This is a genomic window from Humibacter soli, from assembly GCF_054779035.1.
This window is the reverse complement of record NZ_BAAGYX010000001.1, coordinates 1,262,557-1,279,801: the sequence shown is the minus strand read 5'-3', so window position 1 is coordinate 1,279,801 and position 17,245 is coordinate 1,262,557. Positions and strand designations below refer to the sequence as shown.

The following is a 17,245-nucleotide window of genomic DNA, read 5'->3' as shown; positions in this document are numbered from 1 at the left end:
CACCGCCCGGTCCGCGAGGACCGGCCCTGGTCGGCGGCCTCCTGTCGTGTCGTGGCGTCCGGCCGCGCCGGCACCCGTCGCGACCTCACCGGAGCGCTCGCAGCGCGTCACCGATGTCAGGCTGTTCGTGGCACTGCTGGCGGTCATGGGCGCCCTCACCGTGGCGCTCGGCGGGCTGATCTCCGGGGCGGTGTGGTGGATCGAGCTCATCCTCACCGCCGTCGTCGTGCTCGGGGTCGCGGTGGGATGTCGCCTCACGCGTCTGCCGCGCGCTGTGGCACCCATCGCATCGCTGGTCGCACTCCTGTTGCTCGTGACGGCCCTGTTCGCGTCGTCCACCGCGCTGCTGGGCTTCATCCCCACTCCGGCGACATTCGGAGAATTCGGTCGACTCGTGACCGAAGCGCGGGTGTCGTTCAACAACCAGGGAGTGCCCGCCGATCCGATTCCGGAGTTCCTCTTCCTCACGGTCGCGGCAGGGGGAATCATCGCCTGGACGGCCGACCTGCTCGCCGTCGTGCTGCGCCGGCCTGCGTTCGTGGGCGTGCTCGTCGTCGCCGCGCTCAGCGCCCCGGCGTCGCTGCTCAACGGCGGCATCGCTCCGCTCGCCCTGGTGCTCTGCCTCGTTGCCTACCTGCTGCTGTTGCGGGCCGACGTGCGTTCGACACGCGGCGCGGGCGCCGAGCTCGGGTCATCTCTTGCGATCGCCGCCGGCGCGATCGTGGTCGCGCTGGTGATCGGCACCACAGCGCCCGGGTTCCAGCAGGTCGGACGGCAAGCCATTCCGGCGTCGGGAGTCTTGTTCGGCCAGGGCGTGAGCCCCTTGATCGACCTCGGCGCCGACCTGCGCCGCCCGCTCCCCGTGACGGTCATCAACTACACGACGACGGACCCCACCCCCGGCTACCTGCAGATGACCACACTCGACGCCTTCTCCGGGGCGGTGTGGCGCCACCTGCGCTCGTCATCGACGTTCTTCACGTCCTCGACGAAGATCTCGAAGGTCCCCGGTCTCACCGACAAGGTGAAATCGACGAAGGTCACCACCCAGGTGCAGGTGCACAACATGACGAGCTCATGGCTGCCCGCCCCGTACCCGGTGGAGCGGGTGACCGGCCTCGCCGGCAGCTGGGGATGGGAGGAGAAGGACCTCACCGTGACGGGCTACACGGCGACGACGGTGAATCAGCAGTACACGGTCGTCTCACGCAGTCTCGAACCGACGGCCAAGCAACTGCGTGACGCGGGCACCGACTATCCCGGCTCGGTCGAGAACGACCTGCTCGTGCCGAGGGACGCGCCTGGGATCATCGCGGCGACTGCGCGGTCTGTCACCGCGGGTGCGGTGACGCCGTACGACAAGGCCGTCGCGCTGCAGGCCTACTTCCACGACGGCCAGTTCCGCTACTCCCTCAATGCGCCGAAGGACGGTGGGTACGACGGCGACACGCCCGGCACGATCGCGACGTTCCTGGAGCAGAAGGCCGGCTACTGCGTGCACTTCGCAGCCGCGATGACCTTCATGGCGCGTGACCTTGGCATCCCGGCACGCATCGCGGTCGGCTACCTGCCGGGCACTCAGACCGGAGCGTCGGGCTCGAAGGGCGTCTTCTCCGTCAGCTCCGACGACCTGCACGCGTGGCCGGAGCTGTACTTTCCCGGGGTCGGGTGGGTGCCGTTCGAGCCGACCGTCGGTCGAGGGTCCGTTCCGGACTACGAGACAGCGCAGGCCGCTCAAGCGCAGTCCGCCCCGACCGCCACGGCGACTCCGACCGGCGGCAAGGGCCTGAAGCTCGCCACCGACGCACCGGCGACCACGGGATCGCCGGATGACCCGACGGCGACCGCGATCTCGTCCAGCGGCAGCGTGGCGGCCGTGATCCTGGTCGTGCTGGCGCTGTTGCTGACGCCTCTCATCGTGCGCAGGCGCCTGCGAGCGTCACGGCTCGCCTCGGTGAGCAACGGCGGGGGCAAGGTCGCGACGATGTGGGTCGAGCTGCGGGCGTCGTGCCTCGATCTGGGCCTCGCCGTGCCGGCGACCGAGACCCCGAGGGTCTTCGCCGAACGGCTCAGACGAACGTGGGAGGAAGCTCCGCCCGGGGCACCGAGCGTCGACGCGCGCGCCAAAGCTTCTGCGGCATTGGATGAGCTGATCGACGCCATCGAGCGTGATCGGTTCGCACCGCGCACCGGCAACTACGCCGATCCGCAGCTCGCTGCCGACGTCGTCGCAGTTGTCTCCGCGATCGCCGGGACCGCGGGGTGGGCGCGTCGCGTTCGCGCCCAGGTGGCGCCGGTATCGCTGCTCGAGGGACGTCTGCGGTCACCGGGGGCGGCGCGATTCAGCAGCTGATGGCGGTCGGCCTGCGATCGGAACCGCCGCGCTAGAATGCTGGTTCGTGTCTGCTCCAGTGCGCAACCCCTATTCCGTCAACGTGCGCGACCTTCTGCATCGCCCAGGCGAGATGCGCGAGGAATCGATCGTCGTCGACTCCCCGGAGAAGCTCGGCGAAGGGCTGATCAGCGTGGAGGCCGGAACCCCGGTCGACCTCGAACTGCGGCTCGAATCGGTGCACGAGGGCATCCTGGCGTCCGGTGAGGTGTCGACCGTCGCGACAGGCGTCTGCGGCCGCTGCCTGACGGACATCGCCGAGAGTGTCCAAGTCGACTTCCAGGAGCTTTTCGCGTATTCTTCTGGGGAAGCTTTTGACTTTGAGGTTCACGACGACCACGTGGATCTTGAACCTCTTGTCAGGGATGCGGTGGTGCTGTCACTGCCGTTCCAGCCGGTGTGCCGGCCGGATTGCCCAGGTCTCGACCCAGAGACCGGCGAACGGCTTGCCGATCTGCCGGATCGCGAACCCACGAAGACCACCGACCCGCGGTGGGCTGCGCTCGCGGACTTTCCTGCTTCCGACGACGTGGCCGGCCCCGCCGGTTCCCCAGACAGAGAAGAGTAGAGATCATGGCTGTTCCCAAGAGGAAGAAGTCGCGTTCCAACACGCACTCCCGCCGCTCGCAGTGGAAGGCTCAGGTTCCCAACCTGGTCAAGACCATCGAGAACGGCAAGGTGACCTACAGCCTTCCGCATCACGCGAAGGTCGTCGAAGACTCGGCCGGTACCCCGCTGTTCCTGGAGTACAAGGGCCGCAAGGTCGCCGACGTCTAAGGTCGTGTCGAGCGACACGGCCAAGGCAGCCGATGCAGGACGGTCCGATCGGGCCGTCCTGCAGTCGCGTGCGCTGCAGCAACTCCTGGGCATCGACATCGATCCCGAGCTGCTGTCCCTTGCGCTCACCCACCGTTCGTACGCGTACGAGCATGGCGGCATTCCCACCAACGAGCGCCTCGAGTTCCTCGGAGACTCGATCCTTGGGCAGGCGGTCACGGTCAAGCTGTTCCGCGACAACCCGCGGGTCGACGAGGGCGGGTTGGCCAAGCGGCGCGCGTCGCTCGTGAGCAGCGTCGCCCTCGCCGAGGTTGCGAGGGGCATCGGGCTCGGGCAATTCGTGCTGCTCGGCAGGGGCGAGACGCAGAGCGGTGGAGCCGACAAGTCGTCCATCCTCGCCGACACCGTCGAGGCGATCATCGGTGCCGTCTATCTGGATGCCGGGGGAGACGTCGCCACCGAGTTCGTTCTTCGGCTGATCGGGCCGCTCTTCGATGACCCCGACCGGTTCGGCGCCGCGATGGATCCCAAGACCAGCCTTCAAGAGCTGGCGGCACGACACGGCGCACCCGCGCCGCACTACACGGTCACCGACAGCGGACCTGACCACAATAAGACCTTCCGTGCCGTGGTCTCTGTCGACGGCGTTGTGACCGCCGATGGCGAGGGCACGAGCAAGAAGAACGCCGAGATGGCCGCGGCGCTCAAGGCGTGGACGCTGGCCAACGGCCGCGACTGACGTGCCAGAGCTCCCCGAAGTCGAGGTCGTGCGGGCCGGTCTCGAACCGGCCGTGACCTCGGCGACCATCTCGTCCGTCGAAGTGCTCGACGAACGCGGCATCACCAGGCACGATCGATCGATCGGCGAGCTCCCAGCGATGCTCACGGGCAGACGGATGCTCGGAGCGGCCCGACGGGGCAAGTTCCTGTGGCTGCCGATCGCCGCCGACTCCGATGCCTCGGCATCGAACGCCCTGCTCATCCACCTCGGCATGAGCGGGCAGGTGCTGCTGCGCGAGGCTGGGGAGCCCGCCGGCCGGCACGCGCGGGTGCGGCTCGTGCTGGAGCATCCGGAGCGCGGAGAGCTCGCCGTGCACTTCGTCGACCAGCGCACGTTCGGATCGCTGGCTGTCGACACTCTGGTGCCGACCATCGACGGCGCGCCTGGCGGGCTCGGAACGGACCTTTCCCTGGTGCCGAGCCAGGTCGCGCACATCGCCCGCGACCCGCTCGACCCGGCGTTCGACGACGCAGGATTCCTCCGTGCGCTCGCGACGCGACGCACGACCGTGAAGCGTGCGCTTCTCGACCAGACGCTGATCAGCGGCGTCGGCAACATCTACGCGGACGAGGCGCTCTGGGCCGCGAGGGTGCACTACGAGCAGCCGACGCAGACGCTCTCGCGTCGCAAGGCCCGTGAGCTGCTGTCAGAGGTGCGGCTGGTGCTGCAGAAGGCGCTCGCGGAGGGCGGCACGAGTTTCGACGCCCAGTACGTGAACGTCAACGGTGCGTCCGGCTACTTTGCGCACAGCCTTGAGGTTTACGGCCGAGAGGGCGAGAGTTGCAGCCGTTGCGGCACGCGGATCGTACGTCGCCCGTTCATGAACCGCTCGTCGCATTTCTGTCCGAAATGCCAGGTCATCCTGAGCCCACCCGTCAGGGCACGATGAGCAGTCGCCGCCCATGGGTGACGCCGGCTTCGACATCCGCGTGCGCCCGCGCCGTCTGTTCCAACGGCCTCCGCTCGATCACGGGGGCGGGCAGGGCGTCGGCAGCGACGGCCGCCCCCACAGCGTCCGCCGCTCTGCGCAGTTCGCCGACCCTTGCGTTGCTGATCGCGAAGCCGACGATGCCGCGGTCGTGCGTGTACAGCTCTCCGAATGCCAGCTCGTCGCGCCTGGTGATTCCCGCCACCAGCACGATGCGTCCCCGCTCGGCGAGAAGCGGAACCGCCTGCCCGAGGCGAAGGCTGCCCGAGGTGTCGAACCAGACATCAGCCCCGTTCGGCAGCGCGGTGGCGATGCTGTCGTCGAGCCCCGACGCGCGGTAATCGAGCCCGATCGCTCCGGCTTCCGCGAGCCGAGCGAGGTCGCGTTCGCCCGCCGTCGCCACCACCGTCGCTCCGAGGCCGATCGCGATGCCGACGGCACATCCGCCGACGTTGCCTCCGCCTCCGCCGACGAAGGCCGTGCCACCCGAGGCAAGGCCGCCGTGCTCGACGAGCCCGAGCCAGGCCGTCGAGGCGGGATGAGCCAGCGCGACGAGAGTGATCGGGTCGACGCCGGCCGGCACGTGGTAGAGGCGGTCGGCCGACACGACCGCGTACTCGGCCGCCGCGCCCTGCCGGCCGCCGTGGCCCAGGCTCGTGCACCACACGGAGTCCCCTGGGGAGAAGTCGGCTACGTCGTCGCCGACCGTCTCGACGGTGCCGACGAGGTCACGGCTGACGACGAATGGGAACGTCATCGGCGTCCGGTAGGCGCCGCTGCGCACGAAGGTGTCGACGGGATTGACCGTCGTGGCGGCGATACGCACGAGCACCTCGGTCGCAGCGGGCTGGGGCACGGGTACGGTCTCGACCCGGATGGCGTCGGCGGGCCCGAGCTCGTGGATGACCGCTGCTCGCATCGTCTGCTGTGCCATCAGGCGAGACCCTTCTGCCAGTTGCCGTCGAGGGCGTAGGCCTCGAAGCCCATCCGCTTGTTGATCGCCAGGATCGGGCTGTTCTCTCCGGCGTTCCAGGTGAGGATGCGCTCGACTGCGGGAGCGACCTCCGTCAGCGCGCGCAGGTTGGCGAGCTTCACCGCAAGGCCGAGCCGGTGGCCGCGGTGGGCGGCGACCACCAGGGTGTCCCACTGCTCCACCTTCTTCGATCCTTGAGCGACGAGCAGGATCGTGTACGCGACCACCTCACCGGAGGCCGCGTGCACGGCAGCGGCGACGAGCGGAGGCTCGCCCGCATCCATCCAGCGCTGCTCCTGCTCGCGCACCCGGGTGGCATCCCACCGCTCGGTGTCCACCGCGATGCCGTCGTGCGGCACGTCGATCACCATGCGCGCTCTCGCCGCGGCATAGCTGTCGACGAGCTCGTCGGGGCAGCGTTGCCACCAGGTCACGATGCGGTAGTCCTGCGAGTGGGAGTCGGCCTCCCTCTGCAGGTTTAGGGCGACGTCATCCGGAATCGGCAGGGTCAGCCGGCTGACCTGCTCGACCTGACCCAGCCGGTAACCCGACGCGAGGGCGAATCGCACGGAGTCATCCTCCGCGGGCAGCCCGAGCGGGCCGGACTCCGGAGTCAGTCTCGGAGCATGTGGCAGCAGGTCGGCGAGCACATGCTCGGTGAACGTCGAGATGTCGACGCGACCGGCATCCCCGACCAGGTCTTCTCCGAGTCGGAGCAGAGCCGTTCCGATGCCGTGCCGTCTCGCGGGAGGGATGACCTGCACTTCGACCTCCGCCGTCGTGGCGTTCTCGTCGAGGGGCACGGTCACCAGCAGGCGGCCGGCGGGGTCGCCGTCGAGTCTGGCGAGGTAGAGCATCCTGAGCCGGAAAGGGCTCTCGCCGTACCAGGCAAGCTGATCGGCGGGGTCGTAGACGAAGTCGTCGTTGCGCCACAGTTCGAGGGCACACGCGTTGCCCACATCGACGAAGCCCGCGAAGTCACCCGAGGCATCGGCATCCACGGTCTCCGGGACCACTACCCGTTCGATGGTCACTCGCACGAGAAGAACCCCTCCGCTGCCGAATCGACTGACAACACCGACCTTAGATAACCTTGCACGCGTGTTCATCGTGATGTTCATCTGACGGCACTGCGTACCACCTGCGCAGACTCCTGCCCAACAGGGTGCGTCAACCCTGCCTGCGGGCCTCTCACCGTCAGATTCCGCCGTCGTCGCGCGGTCACCCTCGAAAGTCACGATGTTCTCCGTTCTTCTCCTACCGGGCGCACTGCGCTCGTTCCTGCCGTCCCTCCTCGGCCGTTTGGCGCTTGCGATCGCGGGCCTCGCGCTCGTGCTCGCCGTGCAGTCCGCTTCGGGCTCCTTCGCGACGGCGGGCGCCGTGTCGGCCGTCTTCGGCCTGGCCAACGTCGTGGCCTCGCCGTGGCGCGCCCGCGCGCTCGACCGCTGGGGCGCCTCGCTCGTTCTCGCGCTGCTCGGCACGGTGCAGGCGGCAGGTTTCGGTCTGATCGCGGTCACGATGTCGCTCGGGCATCCCGCGTTGGCTGTTCTGATCGCCCTTGCCGGGCTGGCCGGTCTGTCGGCACCGCCGTTCGGTGCGGCGATGCGCGTGACGTGGGCGGACCTCACAACCCCGGGCGTGACGAGGAGCACAGCGTTCAGCCTCGATGCGACCTGTGACGAGATCGTCTTCGTCGTGGGTCCGATCATCGCTGCGAGCGTCGTCACACTGGTGTCCGGTCCCGCGGCGCTCGCTCTCGTCGCCGCGATCACGCTGGTGGCAACGGCCGGATTCGCCAGCAGCAGGGTCGTGCGCTCGCAACGCGGTTCGCGCCGAACGGATCAGACCGCTCCGAGCCGCGTGCTCGGCCTTCCCGGCTTCGCTCGCGTGCTCGTCGTGCTGTGCGGGGTCGGCGTGGTGCTCGGCACGTTCGAGATCGCGACTCCTGCGGTGGCGACCGCGGCTCACGCCGAGGTCGTATCGGGATGGCTGCTCGCCGCGCTCTCGGTGGGTAGCGCCGTCGGCGGCGTCGTCTACGGGCACCTCCGGTGGCGGATCGCACTCGATGTTCGGCTGTTCTGCTGCGCTGTGGGAATCGGTCTCGTCACCGTCGTCAGCGCCTTGGCCACCGGGTTCGGACTCGTGGCGTTCGGAGTCACGGCAGTCGTCGTCGGACTGTTCCTGGCGCCCGCACTCATCACCGGGTATCTCGCAGCAGACGATATGGCGCCCGCACATGCCAGAACCGAAGCGTCGGCCTGGACCAACACCGCGCTCAACCTCGGCGCCTCCATCGCGACGGCCGTCGCCGGCCTGATCATCGCCGGCCCAGGGCCGGCGGTCGCGCTCATCGGTGCCGCCGTCGTGGCACTCGTGGCTGCCGCGGTGACACCATTCGGCAGGCTCGCACGAGTGAACACCGCGATCGTCGTCGAACCCGAAAACAACGGGGCGTGATCGTGACGCGGATGTCGTGCTTCGGCCCGATCATCCGCCACGTGACCTCGCTGCCGGGCCCTGGCCCGCGTGTCGGGTACCGTAGAGACGGCTTGACCGAGGGAAGGGGGCGTCAGGCGTGCATCTGAAGAGCTTGACGCTCAAGGGGTTCAAGTCCTTCGCACAGCCGACGACGTTCGCCTTCGAACCGGGCGTGACCTGCATCGTCGGCCCGAACGGCTCAGGCAAGTCCAACGTCGTGGACGGCCTCGCTTGGGTGATGGGGGAGCAGGGCGTCAAGACCCTGCGCGGCGGCAAGATGGAAGACGTCATCTTCGCCGGCACGTCCACCCGTGGTCCGCTCGGCCGTGCCGAGGTCACCCTCACCATCGACAACTCCGACGGCGCGCTGCCGATCGAGTACTCCGAGGTCACGATCAGTCGCACGCTGTTCCGCAACGGCGGCAGCGAGTACGCGATCAACGGCAAGCAGTGCCGGCTGCTCGACGTGCAGGAGCTGCTGAGCGACTCCGGCCTCGGGCGCGAGATGCACGTCATCGTGGGCCAGGGGCAGCTCGACGCCGTGCTGCACGCGAGCCCGGATGACCGACGCGGCTTCATCGAGGAGGCGGCGGGCATCCTGAAGCATCGTCGCCGCAAAGAGAAGACGCTGCGCAAGCTCGAGGCGATGCAGACCAACCTCACGAGGCTGAGCGATCTGGCGGGAGAGATCCGGCGGCAGCTGAAGCCGCTCGGCGCCCAGGCGGAGGTGGCACGAGAGGCTCAGACCATCGCCGCCGTCGTCCGCGACGCGCGGGCGCGACTGCTCGCCGACGAGGTCGTCTCGTTGCGCGGCTCGCTCGACGGGTACTCGCGCGACGAATCCATGCGGCACAGCGAACGCATCGTTCTGCAGGAGCAGCTGGAGCAGAAGCAGCTGCGCATCTCGCGCATCGAGCAGGAGCAGGTCGGCGACGCCGTCGATGCTGCGAGGCGCACGGCGTTCGCGCTGGAATCCGCACAGGAGCGGCTGCGCTCCCTGTTCACTTTGGCGAACCAGCGCCTCGCGCTGCTCGGCTCCCAGGCGGAGAGCGCCGAGTCCGCGTTCACGGTGACCCCTGACATGATCCAAGCGTCAAAAGCCGAGTCGGCCATGCTGCGCGACGGCGTCGGCGAAGCGGATGCCGCAGTGGTCGCCGCACAGACCGCGACCCGTGCCGCACGTGGTCGGCTCGACGCCCTCGACGAGCAGATCGCGGCGCAGAGCACCCTGGTGTCGCAGCACGATCTCGAGCTCACCAAGCTCGCCGGACAGGCGGATGCCGCTGCCCAGCGTCTCGCGGCACTGCGCGGCGAGGTGCTGCGTCAGCGCAATCAACTTGAGGCCGCGGAGCAACGGCGCGCTGCCGCCGAGGAGGCACTCGCCGACAGCGAGGATGATTCGCCGCTCGGACCCGACGCGCAAACCGACCTCGCCGAGGCGTACGAGCTCGCTCAGGCCGCCGTGTTCGAGGCCGAGGCGGAGATCGAACGGCTTCGAGACGAGCTGCGAACGCTGGAACGTGAGCGCGACGCTTTGTCCGGCCAAGTGAACGCCCTGGGGCGCGCGCTCGAGGCGCGGGACGGCTCGGCGGCGCTCATCGCCGCTGGTCGCAACGGTGTGAAAGGCCGCGTGGCTGACGCCATCAAGGTCGAGCCCGGTTTCGAGGCGGCCATCGCTGCGGCACTCGGCACGCTGGCAGACGCCGTGCTCGTCACGGACAGAGACGCCGCCGTCGACGCCGTTCGGTTCGCCCTTACGGAAGACCTCGGTTCCATCGAGGCGGTCGTCGAGGGCGGTCCGGCCGGAGACGCGCCGCGGTCGCACGCGAATCCGCCCAAGGGGGCGCGGGTCGCCGTCGACCTTCTGATCGAGGCGACGCCGAGCATCCGCGGGCTGCTGAGCGGCGTGATCGTCGTCGAGGACCTGGCAGAGGCGCAACGACTGTGGTCGTCCTTCGCGGGCGCAGGCACGGTGCTGGTCACCCGCACCGGCGAGGTGCTCTCGGAACACACGCTCAGAGGCGGCTCGGGCAGGGGTGCTGGTCGGATCGAGCTGCTGGCCGAACGGGATGCCGCCGCCGCGCGCCTCGAGGAGCTCGAGTCGGCCATCGCGAAGGCCAAGACCGAGCACGACGAGCAGCGTGAGGCTCTGCAAGCTGCGAAGCAGACGTCCGCGGCCGCACTGACCCAGCTGCGCGCTTACGATGCCCAGCTCGCTGAGCAGACGGAGAAGACGAGCCGGTTGACGGCGCAGGTCGACGCCGCGAACGCCGAGGCCGAGCGCATCGCCAAAGGCATCGCGGAGTCGGAGGCCAAGGTCGAAGAAGCCGATCGTGCCTCGTCGGCTTCGACGCGCGCGCACGAGACGCACGCGTCGAAGCCGCGACCCATCCTCGACGTCAGCGAGCGGGATTCCGTCTCCGCTGAGCTCGAGGCGTGCCGCGAGGCGGAGGTGCAGGCGAGGCTGGCTGCGGAGACCGCGAGAGAACGCGTGCGTGCCGAAGACGCTCGTGGGGCATCCCTCGCCCAGCGACTCGAGGCCGAGCGTGCCGCGGCGGCGGAGGCCGCACGGCGAGAGGTGATCCGCAGGCACCAGGTGGACGCAGCTGAGCGGGTAACGGCGATGCTGCCGAGCGCCCTCGATTCCGTCGACCGATCCGTGAGTCAGGCTCGCACCGAGCTGGCCGCTGCAGAGGCGGCGCGGGCGGGTCAGAACGAGGAGCTGGTCGCGCTGCGCCGTGACGAGGCGTCTCTCCGTGATCGGCTGCAGGCCGTGAGCGAGAGCGTGCACGGGCTCGAGCTGCAGATCTACGAGAAGAAGCTGCACCTGTCCAGCCTGCTGGAGCGCGCGGGCAGCGAGCTCGGTCTCGTCGAAGACGTGCTCGTCGCCGAGTACGGGCCACAGGTGGCCATCCCGGCGGAGACGGATGACGGCTCAGAGCGCCCGTTCGTCCGCGCTGAGCAGGAGAAGCGGCTGCAGGATGCCGAGCGCAAGTTCGCACGTCTCGGCCGCGTGAACCCGCTGGCGCTCGAGGAGTTCGCCGCGTTGGAGCAGCGCCACAAGTTCTTGACCGAGCAGCTCACCGACCTCGCGAACACGCGCAAGGATCTGCTCACGATCATCGACGACATCGACGAGCGCATGCAGGGCATCTTCGCCGACGCGTTCGACGACACCCGCCAGGCGTTCGCCGACGTGTTCCCGGTTCTGTTCCCCGGCGGGAGCGGCAGCATCAGGCTGACCGACCCCGACGACCTGCTCACGACCGGCATCGAGGTGTCCGTCAAGCCGGCCGGCAAGAAGATCGAGCGGCTGTCGCTGCTCTCCGGAGGGGAGCGCTCCCTCGCCGCTGTCGCGTTCCTGATCGCGATCTTCAAGGCGCGACCGAGCCCGTTCTACATCATGGACGAGGTCGAAGCGGCGCTCGACGACGCCAACCTCGGCCGGCTGCTGACGGTGTTCGAGGAGCTGCGCGAGTCGAGCCAGCTGATCGTCATCACACACCAGAAGCGCACCATGGAGATCGCGGATGCCCTGTACGGCGTCTCGATGCGGCAAGACGGCGTCTCCGCCGTCGTCGGGCAGCGCGTCGCCGAGCGGGACGACTCCGCGGCGGGCGTCAGTCGGGAAGTCGCCGCGCTCCACGGATGACGCCGCTCGGGTCGCGCTCCGCCTTGAGCTCTTTCAGCCGGGCGATCGCGGCTCCGTCGAACGCGTCGCCCAGTGTGGCTCGTTCATCGAGGAACGTCGGCACGTTCCCCGTCGCCGGAGTCGATGCCGCCGCACTCGTGAGCGGCGCGAACGCCTCATCGACGCCGGTCAGTGCTTCAGGGCTGGGCGCGATCACGCTCGCACCCACGTATGCAGCGGCATCGATTCGCCCAGCGACCGCATGCTCCCGGCTGCCCGCGAGTAAAGCGCCGCCGAACGGACGCACCTCGATACGGGTAAGACCAGCGCTGCTGCCCTTCGCGAACGCGTCGATCAGACCCTCCGCCGAGGTGGAGTCGTAACCGCTCGACGCACTGCTCCAGTCCGCGTACGGCATAGGGTCAGTCGGTTCGGCGGCCACCTGCGCCAGCGAACCGATGCCGAAGACCTGGGTGGTGTCCGCGAAGGGGGTGCCGACCGAGCGCAGTGGCGCGATCGCCGGGGCGCCGGTGTCGAAGCCGCCGATGTGCAGGATGTCGACCGAAGCCACTGTCTTGCCACGCAGTAGCTCCGGCACGGACGGCGCTCCGGGAAAGTTCATCATGCCGAATGAGAGCCCGAGCGTCGGTTCCGACCTGGCGACCTCGAACATGGCGGCCAGCAGTTCGGCCGCGCTCTCCGGGGTGAACATGAGCTTGCCGCCGAACAGCTCGTCGCCGTCGAACAGGGAGAACTCGATCGCAGTCACGACGCCGAACAGACCGCCGGCACCGCGCAGAGCCCACATAAGATCGGGGTCGGCGTCCTGCGTGACTCGCGTGAACTCGCCCGACGCGTCGACCAGCTCGACGGCGGTCACGGCAGGCGATTGCAGGCCATAGGTGCGGGCGAAAAGCGAGTGTCCCCCTGCGAGCGAGTAGGCGACGGTATTGACCTCCGGGTTGCTGCCTGCCAGCGCCACCAGCCCGCTGCCGTCGAGCGCCGTGAGCACCCTGCCCCAGTTCACACCGGCGCCCACCCTCGCGGTTCGCCGAGCGACATCGATGCTCACCTCGTCGAACACCCTCGGCCGCACGAGCACGATGTCGGAGAGGTCTGCGCCGGCCGAATGGCCGTTCGGCTGGGTCAGCACTCCGAGGCCCGCCTCCGCGGCAGCGCGGACGATCTGCTGCACATCCGAGACGCCGGCCGGAACCGCCACCGCCGCAGGGTGTTGCTCGACGCCGAGATTCCACGCGCGCTTCGCGTCGTTGTAGTCGTTGTCGCCGGGCAGAACGAGCCTGCCGGTCAGTCGAGAGCGAAGGCCGATGAGTTCGGGTGCCTGTGCCATGTGCGAGACCGTAGCCGTGGCCACCGACATCCGCGGATCGCTCAGTGATTCTTCTCGTGGCGAGAGGCGAGGATCTCGCGCAGCGTGGGCAGCACACGCTGGTCCTTCGGCCGGTTCGCCGCCTGCTTGGAGCGGATGATGTCGGCGAGCGAGGCGACACGGGTGTCGATCCCGCGGATAGCGATCGTCAGGGCTCCCTCGTCGAGATCGGGAAAACCCTCTGTACCGTTCGGCGCGAACGAGATGTCGAGCCGGCCAAGTCTGGTCGCAAGATTCCACACGGATGCCGCGCCGAGCGAGGCGGCGTCACGGGCAAACGGCAGACCGTCGGGCTCTGACTGGGTGTAGACGCGCGCGTCCAGGTCTCTGAGTGCGCTCGAGAGGCGGCCGAGGTTCTCCGTGGTGCGTTGTGGGGTGATGTCGACGTCCTCGGTCGGAAAAGGAGAGCCCTGCAGAATCGCGGCGAGGCCTCCGATGAGCACGAAGTGAACATCGTGCTCGCCCAGCACTTTCAAGATCTCCGGCGAGTCCTGCTCATGCTGCGGCATCGGCGGCCCTCCGCAACTCGCGGAACCCAGCGGCGATCTTTTCGTGCCGTTCGAGGAGCTCGTCCGGCGTCACATCGATCAGTGGAGCCGCGAGCAACCAGTCCGAGTCGTCGCGTTCGACCAGCATGAAGTCCAGATCGAGATCCATCAGCCGCAGGTATCGGATGACGTCGTCGAAGCTCGGCGCCGTCTTGGCGGCTTCGAGTCGAGCGATCGCGGACTGCGTCGTGCCCGCCAGCTCAGCCAGCTGCGCCTGGGTGAGGCCGCGTCGCTTGCGGGCCTCACGGATCAGGTCGTTCCCCATGCCCTTCATGGGCCCATGATAGCGCATCTGCTATATGCTCAACGCCTCTATTCTTGACTCATGGCAGAACGCTCCTGGTCGCTCGCGGGCGCGCTCCGCGGCATGTTCGTCAAACCCACGATCGACGAGACCACGTGGGATGACCTCGAGACGGCGCTCATCACCGCCGACTTCGGGCCAGACGTCACCGAGGCCCTCGTCGACGAGATGCACCAGAAGGTGGATCGCTACGCGACCACCGACCTCAAGGATTTCCAGCGGATGCTCCGCGAGACCATCGAGGAGCGTCTCGCCAAGTTCGACCCGACCTTGCACCTCACGGACCGCCCCGCCGTCGTGCTGGTCGTCGGCGTGAACGGGGTCGGCAAGACCACGACGATCGGCAAGTTCGCACGATTCCTTCGTGGTTACGACCGCTCGGTGGTGGTCGGCGCTGCTGACACCTTCCGTGCCGCCGCTGTCGAGCAGCTCGCGACCTGGGCGCAGCGGGCAGGTGCGCAGATCGTGCGGCCTCAGCAGGAACGACAGGATCCGGCATCCGTCGCGTTCCAGACCGTGGAGTTCGCCAAGAACACGGGAACCGAGATAGTCATCATCGACACGGCAGGCCGGCTGCACACCAAAGGCGGCCTGATGGACGAGCTGTCCAAGATCAAGCGGGTCGTGGAGAAGCAGGCGCCGATCGCGGAGGTGCTCCTCGTGCTCGACGCGACGACCGGGCAGAACGGTCTCGCGCAGGCGCAGGCATTCATCGAGCACGCCGGCGTGACAGGGCTCGTGCTGACCAAGCTCGACGGCTCGGCCAAGGGCGGCTTCGTGCTCTCCGTCCAAGAGCGCACCGGGCTTCCGATCAAACTGATCGGCCAGGGAGAGGGCATCGGCGATCTCACCGGTTTCACTCCTCACGTCTTCGCGCAGCAACTGGTGGGCTGAGCCATGGCGATCGAGCACGACTACTTCGGAGTCGTCGAGGAGGACTCGACGGGCGGGCTGTACTGGTCGGAGACGATCGAGGTCGCGGAGCAGGCCGTGGAGGTCGACCTCACTGCAGCGGACGCGGCCGACGTCTCTGAGACGGGACTGGATGCCGCCGCCGCCGTCATCAACGCGCTCGAAGGCCTCGACGCTCGGGCTCGCGACGCACTCGTCGCCGAGCTGAGCCAGCGCGGATCGGTGACAACGCAGTACGTCGACCAACAGGTCGACGACATGGGGGAGTCGCTGCTCGATCTGCTCGTGCACAACTCCGGCGACATCGCCATGGATGTTCTGCGGTCGCTGCAGCTGATGCGCGTTTCGCTGCGGCCCGACCACACCGAGGACGACGAGGCGTTCGCCGTCTTCACGTACTCGATCGACCCCGACGAGACGGATGCCGTGCTTCAGGTCAGCTTCGACGACCGCGGCGACGTGGTCTCCGTCGACGACGGCGAATAGCGGCCGTCTGACTGCGGCAGGCATCCAGCACGCTCCAGTACGATTGACCCCACCATGGCTACCTTCGGCACTCTCTCCGACCGGCTCACAGAGACCTTCAAGAACCTCCGCACAAAGGGCAAACTGTCGGCGTCGGATGTCGACGGCACCGTGCGGGAGATTCGTCGCGCGCTGCTCGACGCCGACGTCTCGCTCGACGTCGTCAAGCAGTTCACCGCCACCGTGCGCGAGCGCGCCCTCAGCGACGAGGTCAACCAAGCGCTGAACCCCGCGCAGCAGGTCGTCCAGATCGTCAACGAGGAGCTCGTCGCGATCCTCGGCGGCGAGCAGCGTCGCCTCGAGTTCGCGAAGAACCCGCCGACCGTGATCATGCTCGCGGGGCTTCAGGGTGCCGGTAAGACCACGCTCGCTGGCAAGCTGGCCAAGTGGCTCAAGAAGGACGGCCACACCCCGATGCTCGTGGCGGCGGACCTTCAGCGTCCGAACGCCGTCACCCAGCTTCAGGTGGTGGGGGAGCAGGCCGGTGTTCCGGTGTTCGCGCCCGAACCCGGGAACGGTGTCGGCGACCCCGTGCGTGTGGCGAAGGACGCCGTCAAGCAGGCCGAGCGCCAGCAGTACGACGTGGTCGTGATCGACACCGCCGGCCGATTGGGCATCGACGCCGAGCTGATGAAGCAGGCCGCCGACATCCGCAAGGCCACGCAGCCCGACGAAGTGCTCTTCGTCATCGACGCGATGATCGGTCAAGACGCGGTGAACACCGCGAAGGCGTTCCAGGAGGGCGTCGACTTCACCGGTGTCGTGCTCACCAAGCTCGACGGCGACGCGCGAGGCGGTGCGGCCCTCTCGATCGCCTCGGTCACGGGCCGCCCGATCATGTTCGCGTCGACGGGTGAAGGACTCGACGACTTCGAGCCGTTCTACCCCGATCGCATGGCGAGCCGCATCCTCGACCTCGGTGACGTGCTCACTCTCATCGAGCAGGCGCAGCAGGCCTTCGACGAGGAAGAGGCGCGCAAGGTCGCTGAGAAGTTCGCGACCGACAGCTTCACGCTCGACGATTTCCTGAAGCAGATGCAGCAGCTGCGCAACATGGGTTCGATCAAGAAGATGATCGGCATGCTTCCCGGCGCGGGTCAGATGCGTCAGCAGCTCGACCAGTTCGACGAGAAGGAGATCGTGCGCACCGAGGCGATCATCCAGTCGATGACACCGGGCGAGCGGCACAACCCGAAGCTCCTCAACGGATCGCGTCGCCTGCGCATCGCGAAGGGCTCGGGGATGACCGTCACGGACGTCAACCAGCTGGTGCAGCGCTTCGACCAGGCCTCCAAGATGATGAAGACCGTTGCGAAGGGCGGAGTGCCGAACGTGCCGGGCATGGGCCCGATCCCTGGAGCCGGGTACAGCGGGGCGCGCAAGCAGCAGCAGAAGAAGAAGGGCTCGCGCTCAGGCAACCCGGCGAAGCGAGCGGCAGAGAACGCCGCCATCGCCTCCGGTGCGAAGCCGGCAGGATCGTCATCCGGCGGTTCGGGCTTCGGCCTCGGCGGCCAGAAGTCGGGCGGCCAGCAGACACCGACCGGCGAAGAGCTCGCGGCGGTGCAGAAGCTGTTCGGCCGCGGCTGAGAACACAGCTCAGTCGACC

Annotated in this window: 15 protein-coding genes; 10 read left to right on the top strand and 5 right to left on the bottom strand. The window is 68.3% G+C overall.

Annotation, left to right across the window (positions count from 1 at the left end; genetic code table 11):
* Positions 1–46 precede the first annotated feature (46 nt).
* From ACYVDN_RS06045 to mutM, 5 genes are all read left to right on the top strand, one after another.
* Positions 47–2,353: a transglutaminase TgpA family protein gene (locus ACYVDN_RS06045; RefSeq protein ID WP_460569428.1), complete on the top strand. Its 2,307-nt coding sequence runs from the start codon at positions 47–49 to the stop codon at positions 2,351–2,353.
* Positions 2,354–2,465: 112 nt separating this feature from the next.
* On the top strand, positions 2,466–2,960 hold the full coding sequence (locus tag ACYVDN_RS06040) for a YceD family protein (RefSeq protein ID WP_460572262.1): 495 nt from the start codon (positions 2,466–2,468) through the stop codon (positions 2,958–2,960).
* Between the two features lie 5 nt (positions 2,961–2,965).
* Positions 2,966–3,169 (top strand): large ribosomal subunit protein bL32, encoded by a 204-nt coding sequence (rpmF, locus tag ACYVDN_RS06035; RefSeq protein WP_460569426.1) that lies wholly within the window; start codon positions 2,966–2,968, stop codon positions 3,167–3,169.
* 58 nt (positions 3,170–3,227) lie between these two features.
* Positions 3,228–3,908: a ribonuclease III gene (gene rnc, locus ACYVDN_RS06030; RefSeq protein ID WP_460572260.1), complete on the top strand. Its 681-nt coding sequence runs from the start codon at positions 3,228–3,230 to the stop codon at positions 3,906–3,908.
* A 1-nt stretch (position 3,909) separates the two neighbouring features.
* A complete protein-coding gene (gene mutM, locus ACYVDN_RS06025; protein WP_460569424.1) occupies positions 3,910–4,839 on the top strand; it encodes an Fpg/Nei family DNA glycosylase in 930 nt (309 codons plus the stop codon).
* On the opposite strand, the gene ACYVDN_RS06020 is transcribed toward mutM, so the two are convergent.
* Together ACYVDN_RS06020 and ACYVDN_RS06015 are read right to left on the bottom strand one after the other, a co-directional pair.
* Positions 4,826–5,812 carry an MDR/zinc-dependent alcohol dehydrogenase-like family protein gene (locus ACYVDN_RS06020; protein WP_460569422.1) on the bottom strand — a complete coding sequence of 329 codons (987 nt, stop codon included), beginning with the start codon at positions 5,810–5,812 and terminating at the stop codon, positions 4,826–4,828. The genes mutM and ACYVDN_RS06020 overlap by 14 nt on opposite strands.
* Positions 5,812–6,885 carry a GNAT family N-acetyltransferase gene (locus ACYVDN_RS06015; protein WP_460569420.1) on the bottom strand — a complete coding sequence of 358 codons (1,074 nt, stop codon included), beginning with the start codon at positions 6,883–6,885 and terminating at the stop codon, positions 5,812–5,814. The genes ACYVDN_RS06020 and ACYVDN_RS06015 overlap by 1 nt, the downstream gene beginning before the upstream one ends.
* A 205-nt stretch (positions 6,886–7,090) precedes the next feature.
* Between ACYVDN_RS06015 and ACYVDN_RS06010 the strand changes: the two genes are divergently transcribed.
* Both ACYVDN_RS06010 and smc read left to right on the top strand, forming a co-directional pair.
* Complete coding sequence (locus tag ACYVDN_RS06010) at positions 7,091–8,308, top strand: MFS transporter (protein WP_460569418.1); 1,218 nt, start codon at positions 7,091–7,093, stop codon at positions 8,306–8,308.
* Positions 8,309–8,426: 118 nt separating this feature from the next.
* Complete coding sequence (gene smc, locus ACYVDN_RS06005; protein ID WP_460569416.1) at positions 8,427–11,981, top strand: coiled-coil domain-containing protein; 3,555 nt, start codon at positions 8,427–8,429, stop codon at positions 11,979–11,981.
* Here the strand turns inward: smc and ACYVDN_RS06000 are convergent.
* The 3 genes from ACYVDN_RS06000 to ACYVDN_RS05990 are packed head-to-tail and all read right to left on the bottom strand — an operon-like array spanning position 11,950 to position 14,172.
* Complete coding sequence (locus ACYVDN_RS06000) at positions 11,950–13,311, bottom strand: FAD-binding oxidoreductase (RefSeq protein ID WP_460569414.1); 1,362 nt, start codon at positions 13,309–13,311, stop codon at positions 11,950–11,952. The genes smc and ACYVDN_RS06000 overlap by 32 nt on opposite strands.
* 41 nt (positions 13,312–13,352) lie before the next feature.
* Positions 13,353–13,859 (bottom strand): hypothetical protein, encoded by a 507-nt coding sequence (locus ACYVDN_RS05995; RefSeq protein WP_460569412.1) that lies wholly within the window; start codon positions 13,857–13,859, stop codon positions 13,353–13,355.
* The gene (locus tag ACYVDN_RS05990) at positions 13,846–14,172 is read right to left on the bottom strand and encodes a helix-turn-helix transcriptional regulator (protein WP_460569410.1); all 327 of its coding nucleotides are present in this window, start codon (positions 14,170–14,172) and stop codon (positions 13,846–13,848) included. Before ACYVDN_RS05990 ends, ACYVDN_RS05995 begins: the two co-directional genes overlap by 14 nt.
* A gap of 51 nt (positions 14,173–14,223) precedes the next feature.
* On the opposite strand from ACYVDN_RS05990, the gene ftsY reads away from it, so the two are divergent.
* The 3 genes from ftsY to ffh are packed head-to-tail and all read left to right on the top strand — an operon-like array spanning position 14,224 to position 17,226.
* A complete protein-coding gene (gene ftsY / locus ACYVDN_RS05985; RefSeq protein WP_460569408.1) occupies positions 14,224–15,096 on the top strand; it encodes a signal recognition particle-docking protein FtsY in 873 nt (290 codons plus the stop codon).
* A 3-nt stretch (positions 15,097–15,099) separates the two neighbouring features.
* Complete coding sequence (locus tag ACYVDN_RS05980) at positions 15,100–15,600, top strand: DUF2004 domain-containing protein (protein WP_460569406.1); 501 nt, start codon at positions 15,100–15,102, stop codon at positions 15,598–15,600.
* Positions 15,601–15,654: 54 nt separating this feature from the next.
* The gene (gene ffh, locus ACYVDN_RS05975) at positions 15,655–17,226 is read left to right on the top strand and encodes a signal recognition particle protein (RefSeq protein ID WP_460569404.1); all 1,572 of its coding nucleotides are present in this window, start codon (positions 15,655–15,657) and stop codon (positions 17,224–17,226) included.
* Positions 17,227–17,245 lie beyond the last annotated feature (19 nt).

Bases quoted from the DNA above. Each gene is read 5' to 3' on its own strand.
- ACYVDN_RS06040 (WP_460572262.1), top strand. From the start codon at position 2,466: ATGCGCGAGGAATCGATCGTCGTCGACTCCCCGGAGAAGCTCGGCGAA.
- ACYVDN_RS06010 (WP_460569418.1), top strand. From the start codon at position 7,091: ATGTTCTCCGTTCTTCTCCTACCGGGCGCACTGCGCTCGTTCCTGCCG.
- ACYVDN_RS05995 (WP_460569412.1), bottom strand. From the start codon at position 13,859: ATGCCGCAGCATGAGCAGGACTCGCCGGAGATCTTGAAAGTGCTGGGC.
- rpmF (WP_460569426.1), top strand. From the start codon at position 2,966: ATGGCTGTTCCCAAGAGGAAGAAGTCGCGTTCCAACACGCACTCCCGC.
- ACYVDN_RS05980 (WP_460569406.1), top strand. From the start codon at position 15,100: ATGGCGATCGAGCACGACTACTTCGGAGTCGTCGAGGAGGACTCGACG.
- ACYVDN_RS05990 (WP_460569410.1), bottom strand. From the start codon at position 14,172: ATGAAGGGCATGGGGAACGACCTGATCCGTGAGGCCCGCAAGCGACGC.
- ffh (WP_460569404.1), top strand. From the start codon at position 15,655: ATGGCTACCTTCGGCACTCTCTCCGACCGGCTCACAGAGACCTTCAAG.
- ACYVDN_RS06000 (WP_460569414.1), bottom strand. From the start codon at position 13,311: ATGGCACAGGCACCCGAACTCATCGGCCTTCGCTCTCGACTGACCGGC.
- ACYVDN_RS06020 (WP_460569422.1), bottom strand. From the start codon at position 5,812: ATGGCACAGCAGACGATGCGAGCAGCGGTCATCCACGAGCTCGGGCCC.
- ftsY (WP_460569408.1), top strand. From the start codon at position 14,224: ATGGCAGAACGCTCCTGGTCGCTCGCGGGCGCGCTCCGCGGCATGTTC.